8 protein-coding genes are annotated in these 14,564 nt (G+C 48.7%); 4 read left to right on the forward strand and 4 right to left on the reverse strand.

Going from position 1 to position 14,564, the window contains the following annotated elements; genetic code table 11:
- Positions 1 to 269 precede the first annotated feature (269 nt).
- Positions 270 to 4,958: a WIAG-tail domain gene (locus NSQ66_RS25035; RefSeq protein WP_076274294.1), complete on the reverse strand. Its 4,689-nt coding sequence runs from the start codon at positions 4,956 to 4,958 to the stop codon at positions 270 to 272.
- A gap of 217 nt (positions 4,959 to 5,175) precedes the next feature.
- Between NSQ66_RS25035 and NSQ66_RS25040 the strand changes: the two genes are divergently transcribed.
- Positions 5,176 to 6,270, forward strand: coding sequence for a YheC/YheD family protein (locus NSQ66_RS25040; RefSeq protein WP_036679737.1), 1,095 nt, complete (start codon positions 5,176 to 5,178; stop codon positions 6,268 to 6,270).
- Between the two features lie 86 nt (positions 6,271 to 6,356).
- On the forward strand, positions 6,357 to 7,148 hold the full coding sequence (gene asd / locus NSQ66_RS25045) for an archaetidylserine decarboxylase (protein ID WP_036679739.1): 792 nt from the start codon (positions 6,357 to 6,359) through the stop codon (positions 7,146 to 7,148).
- A gap of 1,073 nt (positions 7,149 to 8,221) precedes the next feature.
- Here the strand turns inward: asd and gpmA are convergent.
- From gpmA to NSQ66_RS25060, 3 genes are all read right to left on the reverse strand, one after another.
- Positions 8,222 to 8,965: a 2,3-diphosphoglycerate-dependent phosphoglycerate mutase gene (gpmA, locus tag NSQ66_RS25050; protein ID WP_036679780.1), complete on the reverse strand. Its 744-nt coding sequence runs from the start codon at positions 8,963 to 8,965 to the stop codon at positions 8,222 to 8,224.
- Positions 8,966 to 9,746: 781 nt separating this feature from the next.
- Complete coding sequence (locus tag NSQ66_RS25055) at positions 9,747 to 10,532, reverse strand: AraC family transcriptional regulator (RefSeq protein WP_036679782.1); 786 nt, start codon at positions 10,530 to 10,532, stop codon at positions 9,747 to 9,749.
- A gap of 251 nt (positions 10,533 to 10,783) precedes the next feature.
- Entirely contained in the window at positions 10,784 to 12,289 is a 1,506-nt protein-coding gene (locus NSQ66_RS25060; protein WP_339210713.1) for a PLP-dependent aminotransferase family protein, read from the reverse strand.
- Between the two features lie 143 nt (positions 12,290 to 12,432).
- On the opposite strand from NSQ66_RS25060, the gene NSQ66_RS25065 reads away from it, so the two are divergent.
- Positions 12,433 to 13,050: a pyridoxamine 5'-phosphate oxidase family protein gene (locus NSQ66_RS25065; protein ID WP_339210716.1), complete on the forward strand. Its 618-nt coding sequence runs from the start codon at positions 12,433 to 12,435 to the stop codon at positions 13,048 to 13,050.
- A 111-nt stretch (positions 13,051 to 13,161) separates the two neighbouring features.
- A complete protein-coding gene (locus NSQ66_RS25070; protein WP_076212747.1) occupies positions 13,162 to 14,463 on the forward strand; it encodes an aminotransferase class I/II-fold pyridoxal phosphate-dependent enzyme in 1,302 nt (433 codons plus the stop codon).
- Positions 14,464 to 14,564 lie beyond the last annotated feature (101 nt).

Genomic DNA, 14,564 nt, shown 5'->3' on the forward strand with positions numbered 1-14,564 from the left:
GAACTCAATAATGCTCTATTTCTATACAATTGCTTCACTAGAGTCCTAAACCAGCCTTAAAAAACGACAAACCTGCAAATAACGCCATCTGGGTCCGTAAGTAGCAGCGGATGTTTAGACTACCAGGCTATCGGACAGAGCCGCAGCCACAGCGAATGATTAGAACCCGGCGATGCTGACATGTACCGTTCCCCCCCAAAAAAACAGAGCAGCGATCTCCAATAAGGAGATTCGCTACTCTGCTATTTTTAAGAGGAACTGCTTAAGGTTCAATCAAATACGCGATCATCTGCTGCCGGCTTAGCTAAGGGAGCGCCTATAGCAATCCAAGAGATAACCCCATAGAAATGCGGAGTCTCGCGCAACCGCACTACTTGAATCACTGCTTCTCCATTGGCTCTGCTCTTTAAGGAAGCGTAGAAGTAAGGCTGATTGGTCATGGCAACAAGCACATAACCCGTATGCCCAAAGCTCTCATCAAACGATACGGTCACCTCTACACTCTCTGCATCCCCATTGAACATAAATGCTGTCATTCCAAACTGCTGTAGTGCTTCTCGCTTCCCAGCTGTTTGAATCGGACTGAAGGACAGATGATCTGTATTTACAGAGTTCGGTGCCAGATGAGTCCCGTTTACTGCACCTGGGGAAATATGATATTCCTGAACACTCTCTTCTTCCAGATGGCGGGCTTGAATCGCAAACGAAGAGATTTTGGATGCTACTACCGCTTCATCCTGAAGCTCTGTTGTCCCTACTGCACCTTCTGTCAGATGAGCGGACTCGATACTGCCTTCCTTCAGCTTAGCTCCGTTGATACTGCCATCCGGGAGCAGTGCTGAGCTGCGTGTTTCATCCGCAAGATGCTCTAATTTGATGATGCCAGGCTGCAAATGCCGATCTGCCACGCTCTTGTCAGCAAGATGCTCTCCGTAAACACTCCATGGTTGTAAATGTGAAGAACTCACGGAGCCTTCGGCGAGTTTTTCTTCAGTAATACTGCCATCCGGCAACAAATCCGCACTGCGTACCTCTTCTGCCAAATGCTTCAGGGTGATGCTGTCCGATCGAATATGGCGGCCATCCACCGCATCCCCGGCCAAATGACCTCCAGAGACGCTGCCTTGGGCTAAATGGAAAGACTGAATCGTCGCGACTTCAATCTTCTCGCCTGTAATACTGCCTTCCGGCAACAAATCAGCGCTGCGCACTTCTTCTGCCAAATGATTCAGAGTAATGCTTCCAGCACGGATATGGCGGCTATCTACCGCATTCCCCCCTAAGTGTCCCCCATAAACACTGCCAGGAGCCAAGTGGTAGGCAGTAATAGATCCACCCTCCAACTTTTTACCGGTAATGCTGCCATCCGGCAGTAACTCGGAGCTGCGTACCTCATCCGCTAGATGTGCTAGCTTGATCTCACCTTTTCCAATATGGAGACCTTCTACTGCAGACGGACTCAGATGAGTTCTATCCACACTGCCAGGCACTAGATGAATTGCTTCTACGGAGGCTTCCGCCAGCTTCTCCCCAGTAATGCTTCCGTCCGGCAGCAGCTCGGAGCTGCGTACCTCATCCGCCAAATGCGCTAGCTTGATCTCACCTTTTCCAATATGGCGTCCTTCTATTGCAGACGGACTCAGATGAGTTCCCTCCACGCTTTCAGGTACAAGGTGATTTGAATTTATGGATGCTTCCGCCAGTTTCTCCCCAGTAATGCTACCGTCTGGCAGCAAATTGGAGCTGCGTGTTTCTTCGGCCAAATGAGCCAGCGTGATCTCACCGTATCGGATATGACGTCCTTCTATTGTGTCCGGACTCAAATGACTGCCATCTACGCTTCCAGGCACCAGATGATTAGAATTTACGGATTCTTCCGCCAACTTCTCCCGAGTGATGCTACCGTCTGGCAGCAAGTCAGCGCTACGTGTTTCTTCGGCCAGATGAGCTAACGTAATCTCACCTTTTCCAATATGGCGCCCTTCGACAGAACCTGAACTTAGATGAACGCCTTCCACACTTCCAGGTACTAGATGATTTGAATTTACGGAAGCATGTGCCAGCTTTACTCCAGAAATACTACCGTCTGGCAGCAATTTAGAGCTGCGTGTTTCTTTTGCCAAATGAGCCAGCGTGATCTCACCGTATCGGATATGACGGCCTTCTACTGTGTCTGGGCCTAAATGGCTGCCATCCACACTGCCAGGCACTAGGTGAATAGAACTTACGGATTCCTCCGCCAGCTTCTCTCTAGTAATACTACCGTCTGGCAGCAGATCAGCACTTCGGGTTTCATCGGCGAGATGAGCCAGAGTAATCTCACCATTTCCAATATGACGTCCTTCGACGGAACCTGAACTCAGATGTCCGCCTTCCACACTTCCAAACACTAAATGAATAGAATCCACGGATGCTCCCGCCAGCTTCTTCCCGGTAATACTGCCTTCAGGCAGCAAGTCGGAGGTATATGCATCTGCAGCCAGATGAGCAAGCGTGACCTCACCCGGTAGGATATGTCGACCTTCTACAGAACCCGAATTCAAATGGCTTCCGTTCACACTTCCAGGCAGGAGATGGTTGGAATCTACCGATCCTTCTGCCAGCTTCTCCCCAGTTATGCAGCCGTCTGGCAGCAACTCAGAGCTACGTACCTCTTCCGCCAGATGAGCCAGCGTGATCTCACCCGGTAGGATATGACGACCTTCAATGGTATCGATACACAGATGGCTGCCGTCTACACTACCAGGTGAAAGATGCTGAGAATCCACGGCACCTTTTACCAGCTTAGAGCTATTAATACTGCCCTCTTGGATTTGAACCGCAGAAATAGAATTCGGAAGGATATGACCATTCCCTATAGACAACGGCCGGATATGCGCCCCACTGACACTGCCGGGATTCAAATGTCTACTTTGAACGGCACTTTCGCTTATGGTTTTCGAACTTACAGCATTTACCGACAAATGCTCAGCATGAACTGCTGACGCCGCCAGTTTACTGGATTCTATGCTGCCGTCTGCAAGCTTAGCCGAAGTGACTGCTAAATCACTGATTTTATCCGTTGAGACACTTTCCGGTGAAAGCTTCAACGAGGTCACTGCATGATCGGCCAGATGGTGAGGCTGCACGGCTCCTGCTGCCAGGTGAATTTCTCTCACCGCAGCGGAAGCCAGCTTATCTCCTGAAACTGAGCCCGATTGAATCGCAGCGGAAGTCACACTATTTTCACCAAGATGTCTTCGTTCCACGGCTCCCGTGGCCAAATGATCCTTATTTACCACAGCATCCTGCAATACACGGCCGCTCACACTGGCATCCGCCAGATGCTTTTCCTCCACTGTACAAAAAGCGATATGTTCACCACTGACTACTTCACGCGCAATCGTGCTCCCAATCACTGCACCTGCTGCCAGCTTAGCTGCATTTACACTTCCATCTGCCAACTTGGCAGAAGTAACGCTCTGTGCACGAAGATGCTCCCCGCCCACAGATTCTGAAGCCAGCTGTTCTCCAGTCACAGCACCGGAAGATAAATGTTGAGTCTGAATAGCTTCTTCCTTAAGCTGCTCCGAGCCGACCGCTTCCGCCGCTATATGCGAATGATTCACTGCTTCGCGTTCCAGATGAATAGAAGTTATGGCTTGCATAGCAATTTGCGGTCCGCGAATGGCGGATTTAGCAATATGTCTTGTGGTCACTGCTTCGTCTGCCAGCTTATGTGGGAGAATGCTTTGGTCAGCAATTTTGGACGAGGTTACCGCTTGCTCCACTAACTGTGCAGTTCCTACTGCACCCTCAGCCAGCTTTAAAAAAGAGATGCTGCGGTCAGCCAAATGCCGACTCGATATTTCGCCATCACCGATATGATTACCATTCACACTTTCTGGGCTTAAATGGACGCTTCTCACGACATCTGCACCAAGTTGCTTAGAGCCTATAGCTCCATCAGCTAAATGCCCGCCTTCGATAATACCCGACTGCAGCTGTTCCTTACCGATCAATTTGCTGGCAAGCTGATCAGAACCAATCGCTCCCGGGGCCAGATGTCTGGCGGTTATCAAAGCGTCGCTAAGATGGCGGCCTTCAATAACAGCATCCGCTAGCTTTGAACTGCTGATTTCACCATCAGCAATTTTATCGCCAGATACCGCTGCATCGGCCAGCTTGGAACGGTCAACACTGCCGTTAGCTAGGTGGCGACTTGTGATGCTGCTGCTTCCTATTTTGTCACTAGTAACGGCTCCATCTTCCAGTAAATCCGCAGTAATAATCAAATCGCTTAAATGGCGGCTCTCAATGGCTTTATCTGCAATTTGACCGCCGCCTATAATCCGATCAGCCAGCTTCTCTGGACTAATACTGCCATTTTTCAGCTTCTCTCCACTAATCGAATGATCCAGCAGCTTACCGCCACTAACGCTTCCTTCTGCTAAATGCTCGCCCACAATCGATTCTGGTGCGATTTTTGCAGAAGTGACTGCCTTGTCCGCGATATTGATACTCTGTACAGCGTAATCTTGCAGCCAAGGTGTACCAATAATGCCGAACTTTAGCTTAGAACCGTCAATGGTACGTGGAGCGATTTTGGCTCCGGTCACCGCTGCATCCGAAAGATCATCTGTATAAACGGGCTGAAAACGTTCTTTCTCTGGAGGAGCGAACCATACGGTTTCAGGAAGATTATCCGCCTGTTTCTGAAGCTGCGCTTCCTCTATAAGCTCCGGCTCCAATTGTAGAACTGGAGCAGAAGTTGGCTCCTCTAGAACGACTTCAGCTATTGCTCCCCCACTTACCTGAACTTCCGCGATCTCTGCTTCACTGACTCCGTCACTGTTATTCCCCGAGCTTCTAGAGCTGCTTTTGGTATCCAGCATACTCAGTTCCTCTTTATTGGGATTATCTACAAAATAGAGTCGTTTCTGTGGACTGCGCGGCTGCTTTTTTTTGGAACCCCTCACAAGCAGTCTCCTCCTTCCATCTAATGTTTCTCCTAGGCATCATATGCAGCGGTATGGGCTTATGACACCCTTTTGCGATGAGGCCTTCATAAGATTATGTATAAAAAAAGGCATCTGCCTTCGCGCATTCGTCCACCCTGACACGCGGGTACAAACATACTATGACAAGAGTAGAAAAAGCAGGGATCATGTAACCGATGAAACAGGAGGAACAAACATGGGGCATAAGCTCGTTGGAATATTACTAAATGCCGATATGCACCGGGGCGTTCCCCGGCTAAAAACAGGACAGGAGTCTCTATCCAACTATGAAGAGGCCGCGGCGGCATACGGTTTAGTCCCTTGCTTCCTGAAGCTCGCGGACATCGATACGGACACAGGCTTTAGTGCCGCCTATATAAAGGGAGCCAACGGATATAAAAGCGTAGTTGTTCCTACGCCTGCTGTTATCCATAACCGGGCAATATACAGCAAAAACAGCCCTGGGATGCAGCGTCTGCTGAAGCACTATCCCCTGATTTTCAATACATGTAATCGATACGGCAAAGATGAGATCCATCAGCTGCTTGAAAAAAATACGGAGCTTCGCGAATATTTACCCGTAACAACGAGAGTCTCAGGCCTAAAAGAAATGATGAATCTTTATCCCGATCTCATTCTTAAACCTTGCCGTGGAAGTATAGGGAATGGGGTCATGCGGCTGGTCCGCAAGGGATCTCAGCGTTGGACCTTGAGCTACCTCTCCCCTTCGATGCAGCGCTGGAGAAATATTCCCGTAAATCAGGCGGCGTTGCCACAAGCGCTCCGCGCACGCCTAACCTCCGTGCCTTATCTTGTTCAAGAACGTATTCCCCTTGCTGAGATTGGAGGACGTCCCTTTGATCTACGCGTCACCGTTCAGCGCGGCTGGGGAGGAGATTGGCAGGTCACTGGGCTCTTCGCCAAACTGGCTGCCCCAGGGGGCTTTGTCTCCAATATAGCCCGCGGAGGAGAAGCGTTAAGCTCCTCCCTAGCGCTCGAAAAAGCCTTTTCAAGATCCACAGCGGCCCACATCCGTATGTCTGTCGAAATACTTAGCCTTGCAATCGCACGGTGTCTGGAGCAAGACCTTCCCGGACTGGCCGATATCGGACTGGATATAGGCATTACTAAGGACGGACGACTCTTCTTCATAGAATGTAACGGTCGCGACCAACGCTACGGATTTCATAAAGCCGGCCTTACGGAAATTTGGAAAGACAGCTATCGCAGACCTATGGGATACGCGCGTTTTTTAATAGAAACGAACAGTACGGTATATAACAGTTATTGATTTGTCTCCTATTCTATGTCAATATAATGCAGAGCAGAGACGACCCGTATACAACCGTACTGCTGCATTATGGAAGGGAGATGGGCATGGTAAAACAATTGCTACGGCTGATGACCGAGCTATCCTCACACCGGTGGCTTTCACGGTTAATGGGATCTTTTTCTCATAGTAGAATCAGCCGTTTTCTTATCCCGGCATTTATTAAGACTTATCAAATCCCCTCCGCTCAAGCGGAGAAAAATCCTGGAGAATATCTCACTCTTAATGAGTTTTTCAGCCGCCGGCTGAAGCCGGGCATGCGGCCTATTGCAACCGATGCTGACGCTTTGGTTAGTCCCGTAGACGCAACGATTACTGCTATGGGTGACATTACCGCCGGTACGATTATGAATGTAAAAGGGCAGGATTATAAGATCGAGGATCTCCTTAATCACTCCCCGCATCTGGAGCTGTACAAGAAGGGTTTTTTCTTCGTTCTTTATTTGAGTCCTACCGATTATCACCGGATTCACTCTCCCCTTACCGGACAAAAGGTGGAGAGCGATTATATTCGCGGACGGGCCTATCCTGTCAACGATTTCGGAATGCGACATATGAAGGGTGTCCTGAACCGCAACGAACGTCTCATTACGTATATTGCCGGGAGTTACGGGGAAACCGCGGTAGTAAAGGTAGGCGCAATGAACGTCAGCAGCATCCGTTATACGGATGCTACGGCTGCAGAGTGGCAAATAGGCGATGATCTGGCTTATTTTGAGTTTGGCTCCACCGTAGTGCTGCTCACGGAAAGCGGTACCTTTACCCCGAGACCCAAGCTTGAGGTCAACTCGAAGGTAAAGATGGGCGAACTACTGGGAACGTTGCATCGACCTTTGTAGGGAGAGTTGGGCGAATGTCAAAAATTAGAGGGTGCCTCAAAAGCCATGAAATGGCTGCTGGGGTGCCCTCTAATTTTGGGGACTTAGTGTGGAGCACAGTTGCGGACACGAACCCTCTAGCTATCGTATACCTATCGTCTAACCATCGTGTACCTATCGTTAGCTATCGTATACCTATCGTTAGCTATCGGACCCAGCTGACCTTATACGCGGATTTTTCACACATTTGCGATTCTATCGGACTCCACCGCAGCTATTGGCACCAAAAACGCCTTATTAGAGTCGATTCTTAGGCAATAGCGGCGCTGGAGTCCGAAACTCCGCTCAAATGGTGATAAATGGGCAAATAGCGGCTGCTGAGTCCGTAAGCATTTGCAGAGCGTTGGTCGAGGTTGGTCGAGCGTTAGTTGAGGATGGTCGAGATAGTGGAGGGCTGGTCGAGCGTTAGTGGAAGGTGAACGCTCGGCGCTATCGGACCCAGCTGACCTTATACGCGGATTTTTGACACATTTGCGATTCTATCGGACTCCACCGCAGCTATTGGCACCAAAAACGCCTTATTAGAGTCGATTCTTAGGCAATAGCGGCGCTGGAGTCCGAAACTCCGCTCAAATGGCGATAAATGGGCAAATAGCGGCTGCTGAGTCCGTAAGCATTTGCTAGAGCGTTGGTCGAGGTTGGTCGAGCGTTAGTTGAGGATGGTCGAGATAGTGGAGGGATGGTCGAGATAGTGGAGGGATGGTCAAGAGTTAGTTGAGGATTTGAGGGCTAGTGGAGCGTTGGTCGAGGATCTACGGAGAGTTGGTCGACGGTTAACATTCAACGCTTTCGCACCCAGCTGACCTTATACGCGCCATTTTCGCACATTTGATTGGTCACAAACACACTAATAGCAAAAAGGACAGCCCCGTGGCTGTCCTTTTATCTTTTCATGTAAACCACCTAATACGCCTGTTACGCTTATTAACCTGCTACGCCCTAATGTGATTATTACGCCGCCTGTTTTGCTTATTCAACCTGCCACACCGTTATCTTAATACACCTGCTACGCCTATACGCTTATTACACGCCAATTACACATGTCCCTGCTTAGCAACATCAAGCGCCTTGGCCGCTACCTGTTCCGGATCTCCTAGATAAAAGCGACTGATAGGATTCATGTCCTCATCCAGTTTGTACACGAGCGGTACTCCGGTAGGAATATTGAGCTCCAGCAATGCCGCTTCATCAATATCCTCCATAAATTTAATCAATGCACGCAGCGTATTGCCGTGGGCTGAGATAAGCACCCGTTCTTTTTTACGCAAAAGAGGGACGATCCGGTTTCCCCAGAAATCGCCTACACGATGTACAGTGTCCTCCAGGCTCTCTCCACGCGGGATATCTTCCGGACGAACACCGCTATAGCGAATATCGTTTCTGGCATACCTAGGATCATCAAGCTCCAGCAACGGGGGTCTCACCGATAAACTCCGCCGCCAGATATGCAGCTGCTCATCTCCATATTTTAGCGCTGTCTCGCTTTTACTTAATCCCTGCAATGCCCCGTAATGGCGTTCATTCAATTTCCAAGACTTTTGCACGGGTATCCACAGCAAATCCATCTCTTCCAGTACATAGTTAAGAGTTTTAATCGAGCGTTTGAGTACCGAAGCAAAAGCCAGATCAAATGTATACCCAGCGTCCTTCAACAGCTTGCCAGCAGTCTTTGCCTCTTGGATACCCTTCTCAGTTAAATCCGGGTCACTCCAGCCTGTGAACAAATTCTGTACATTATACTGGCTCTCACCATGACGTATTAGTACGATTTCGTACATTTTCTCTCTCTCCTTCCAACTATGGACCTTATATATTTTACCGACGAACAACATTATGCGAAACGTATCGCGGAAAGCTCTCACCTTAGTAATAACCCAATCGTAGAAATAAATATCTACCGCTACCTCATAGTTAGACCAATTAAACATCCTCAAAGGTACGTGAATGAGGCGTGCATGGACCGTGAACGGCGTGTAGATAGTGCGGTACATGAGCTTACGCTTCATTGCAGAATGTGCAACAGAAAATCTTAACTCTCACTTGAAAATACATTACATTGTACTTCGCGCAATAGATTATCGTGATGATCTCTAGAAAGGCTGCTTCTCCTGAATTTGAATGTGAGATGTGCAACAGAATTCAAATCCGACTGCTTTTAGACTCAATCCCATTGTACAAAATACAACGTGAGGCACGATGTAATGTCCATCAGTTACTCTAGTCTTCGACTTAAGTTCATTATATATATCAATTTCTAACAACACAAAAAAACCGGATGCCTCATGGCCCCGGCTATTTATATTTTTAGTCATATCATGCGATTGTATGCTTGCTTGTTCCGTTTAGAACCAGCTGTCCACGACAAAAGCGTTCGCCTGCTTTAACCGTTTTAAGCGGTTTCTAAAAATACCTCCGCCTCCACTCTTACAATCCGTGTTGCAGATTCTGCGTCTGATGATCATGCCAAGAGTCTCCTTCCAAGAAGTTATGTAAATTCTCTGTAAACTAAACTGCAAAGTATTTACCCTTGGTTGAACAAACTGAAACAAAAAAAGTGAATCAGCGGATCTCAGATGGACTTTTTCCGGTATATTGCTTGAACTGGCGGCTGAAAAAGAAAATGTCACGATATCCGAGCGCATCTGCGACCTCAGTAACATTCATTCCTGCGTACAGCAGTAAATGCTGCGCACGCTCAATCCGGGCTCGGATGACATAAGACTGCACAGAAGAGCCCGTAAGCTCCTTAAACTTAATTGAAAAGTACCGAGGCGAAAGCCCCGCACGAGCAGCAAGATCCTCTACACGATGTGCAATCCCCGGATGCTGGCTCACATAGTTCGCTATTTCGTGAATGATTTCTGTCAAATGGTTGCTAACATAACGTTCTACTGGCTTCACACGGTCCTCCCTCAGCAGATGAATCATCAGCTGCTTCAGTACAAGCTGCCCTTCTTCCTCAGCGGCGTAAGTATCCACCAGAAATAGTCGAACGTACCTAGCAAGCAGATGTTCAAATTCAACGGTTTCTGTAAGCTCACGATAGGGCAGCGGAATATCCGTCACCTCTTCGGAGACATCAAAATGAATATATGTAAGTACAAGTGGCTTTTGCGGATTATGTGTAGCACTAGTATGGTCACCCGGACGAAAAAGGAAGCAGCTTCCCTTACCTACTTGAAAGGGTTCATCGTTACGCACAACCGTCCCTTCCCCGCTCCATACATAAAATAAATCATAATTTTGCAGCGACTTCTCTCTTTTTTGCCATTTCCAGCCCGGCTCGCATACAATCTTAGCCAGAGCCGGTAAAATAACAAAAGAGGACGGCGATGCATGCAGCATAACGTTCCCTCCTAAAAGTTTTGTTAGCATAAACTACCTTGAACCACTTCGCAAAACTTGCTTCGTAAGCATCCGCTTTGTTTTGTTAGCAAAACTTGCCTCGTAAACATTCGCTTAGTATTGTCAGCAAAATCTGCTCTGACTTCGCAGCGTCCATATAGTTTTGTTTAGCTTAATCTACTCCGAGTTTCTTCGTCAAAATTCGTAAGTATTCGCTTAGTTTTGCATTTCATCTTCTTTATCATACCTTGTCATGTTGCATTTTGTACATCTTCCCACGCCAGATGCAGGCTTGTTATCCCTTCCTCCAGCTCCTCGGCATTCAGATGGGCAAAAGAAAAACAAGCGGCCGGTGCTCCCGGTGATAGCTGATATAACGCGGCATCTCTAAAATCCGTGTCGCGCCTAAGCGCTGCCGCTCGGAAAGCAACAAACTCTTCACTGCTGCGCAGCCAGCGGGCATATACATGCAAGCCCGCATCACCAGGCAGCAGCTCGAAGAGCTCCTTAAGCCGTTCCGACAGCAGCGTCCTGAGGATGCGTCCGCGTTCACCATAGATGCGTGTCATCCGGCGCAGATGACGGCCATAGCCGCCTGTATTCATGAACCGCGCCAAGGCACGCTGCTCCAGCAGCCCTACCGGCAAGGGCTCATATAGCGCCTTGGCGGCGATAGTCGGCTTTACCAGAGAGGGCGGAAGCACTGCAAAGCCTAGCCGCAGGCCCGAAAACATCGTGTTTGAAAAGGAGCCTACATACACGACCCGCTCTTCGCGATCCAGTGCTTTTAAGGGCTCAATAGGACGCCCAGCCCAACGGAACTCACTGTCATAATCATCTTCAATGATTACTGCATTATGCCGCTGCGCCCATTCCAACAAGGTCCGTCGTCGTTCCAAAGGCAGTACCACACCCGTAGGAAATTGACGGCTCGGCGTAACAAACAACAGCCGGGCATCCCAATCCTCCGGAATAAGGCCGTTGCCATCCAGCTTCCCTGCCAGCAATCGGCCTCCAGTGATCTCTACGGCTCGCCGGATCCCGTGAAAGCCCGGGTCCTCTACGACCGCTGAGCCCCCTGCATCCAGCAGCAGCTGCGTCAAAATAACGATGCCTTGCATCGAACCGCTGAACAATACGATATGCTCTGCATCCGCGCGAATCCCGCGGGTAATCCGCAGATGTGCAGCGATAGCTTTCCGAAGTCCTTCATCGCCTTGAGGTGGACAAGTGCTTTGCAGCAATCCACCTTCCTTCCCTCCGGCATAAGAGAGCGCACTGCGCCATTCGGAGTAAGGAAAATGTTCCATCCGCATACCCCTACTCTGGAAGCTCACTGCTTTCTTATTACTCTTTTCATAAAAGGGTATCGGGCGCGCAAGCAGCCGCTTTCCCCATGCTGAAATAGGAATCGTAGTCTCGATTTCACAATCTCCTCCAGCAGCATCTGTGGCTTCACCCAAAGCCTGATTCTCACCGTCACTGCGACTGGCAGCTGAAGCAAAGCTATCTTCCGATACGAATGTCCCCCGCCCCGTTTCAGTCCTTACATACCCATCAGCGAGCAACATTTCATACACCTGCGAGACCGATCCGCGCGACAGCTCATAGTGCTTAGCAAGACTTCGTGTAGACGGCAACGGAGTGCCTCCCGGAAGTGTTCCTTCCAATATTCCTGCGCGGAGCGCGTGATATAACGCTAAATATTTGTAGCGGTGTATCGCCAGATATTGATCGTATGCCAGCGTGATATTCATCGTTATCCTCCTTGACCAGCAAGTGGTCCATTAAAAACTATCTTAATTGGTCCTTTTTAATTGTCAACCACTCTACTATTCTTTAAAGAACAATTACATTGGAGCAGACGCTCTAGACTAAAAAGAAAGAGGACGTGATCCCTATGCGCAGAAAAGAATTTAAAGTAGATCAGGAGGAAGAATTGGTCTCTTTTCTAAACGGAATGAGTTTTGGTTTTCTCGGGACAAGCGATGAACAGGGGCAACCGCGGGTGACACCGCTGAATTTTGTGTATACAGATAGTTGTTTCTATTTCCATGGCAGTCATGCTGGTGGCAAAATGAAGTCGATCCGCAATCAGCAGAAGGTCTGCTTTACGGTAGCGGATGAGTATGCTCTTATCCCGTCTTATTTTAGCGATCCCGAGCTGGCATGCCCTGCAACCGCCTATTTTAAAAGTGTGACCGCCTACGGCACAGCCGAACCTGTCGAAGACATTAATGAAAAAGCCAGCGTACTCTCCTTATTTATGAAAAAGCTCCAGCCCGAGGGGGGGTATGATTCCATCGATGCAGAGGACCCTAGATACCGTCCCCGTCTAAAGGGAGTTGCCGTTGTGCGCATTACCCCCGAGGAGATCACTGCGAAGTTTAAGTTTGGGCAAAACCTAAAAGAAGAAGAGCGCTCCGGCATCATTTCCGGCCTGTCCGAAAGAAATAATCCACGGGATGAAGAAACGATAGAAATGATGAAAAAATACTGCCCTTTCCACGCCGAATGATATTTTTTAAAAATCGTATCTTTCCAAGTGACGGTTGCAATTGGCGGTGATATAATGTTAGGCAATGTTAACAGTATGTTATCCCCAAAGAACCCTGGAAGGATGAAACTGATGAATCCACTAGCTGGACAATTAAACGAAAGTATCAAAGCAGGAAATGAACATGTGTATGATATGCTCTCTACGCTTGGCAAAGAGATTTACTTCCCAAAAGAGGGCATCCTGAGCCAATCCGCTGAAGCAGGAGCTCACGCCAAGAAATACAACGCAACTATCGGTATTGCTACTGAAGGTGGCGTACCTATGCACCTCGGCGTCATTCAGGATAAACTCTCCGCTTACAGTCCTAAGGATCTTTATAGTTACGCCCCTCCGGCAGGTAAACCAGAGCTGCGTACTGTATGGCGTGAAAAGATGCTGCGCGAAAATCCATCGCTAGAAGGTAAAACCATCAGCAATCCCGTTGTAACCAATGCCCTGACTCACGGGCTTAGCATTGTCGCTGACCTCTTCGCAGAGCCAGGTGACGCGATTATCTACCCGGACAAGAACTGGGAGAACTACGAATTAACCTTCGGAATCCGCCGCCATGGGGAGACCGTTAACTATCCGCTGTTCACAGAAGAAATGACTTTCAACAGTGCAGGTCTGGAAGACGCGCTGCTCGCTCAAAAAGAACGCGGCAAAGCGATTGTGCTGCTGAACTTCCCTAACAATCCTACCGGATATACTCCAGGAATTAAGGAAGGCGATAAGATCGTCGCAGCTATCCTTCGTGCGGCTGAGGAAGGCATCAACGTTGTTGTTGTAAGTGATGATGCATACTTCGGGTTATTCTTTGAGGATTCACTAAAAGAATCGCTGTTCGGCAAACTGGCTCATCTGCATCCTCGTGTGCTTCCAATCAAGATTGACGGTGCGACCAAAGAAGAATTTGTCTGGGGCTTCCGTGTGGGTTTCATCACTTATGCCTCGGAGGACAAAGACCTGCTGGCAGCATTGGAGCAAAAAACACTAGGTATCATCCGTGCCACCATTTCCAGCGGTGCGCATCCTTCGCAAACCTTCGTACTAGACGCCTTGAAGTCGCCGGAATTCGAAGCACAGAAGGAAGAGAAGTTCCAGATCATGAAAGGCCGTGCGAATAAAGTAAAAGCACTGCTCGATAGCGGTAAATACGGCGAGGATGTATGGACGTATTATCCTTTTAACTCCGGTTACTTTATGTGTCTGAAGCTGCACACAGTTGCGGCTGAAGAGCTCCGGCTTCACCTGATTCATAATTACGGACTAGGCACTATTGCTTTGGGTGAAACTGATCTACGTATTGCCTTCTCATGTATCGAAGAGGAACAGCTCGAAGATCTTTTCGATCTTGTATACGCAGGTGTTCGCGATTTAGAAAAAGCCTAACTGAACTTTATATAGCTTACAATCAGCTCCGTTTTCATGGAGCTGATTTTTTTTGTACACGACTCCGACATTGGCCTATACACGCCCCTCTCTCCGCACAT

Source organism: Paenibacillus sp. FSL H3-0329, from assembly GCF_037963285.1.
GTDB classification, from domain to species: Bacteria; Bacillota; Bacilli; order Paenibacillales; family Paenibacillaceae; genus Paenibacillus_AQ; species Paenibacillus_AQ odorifer.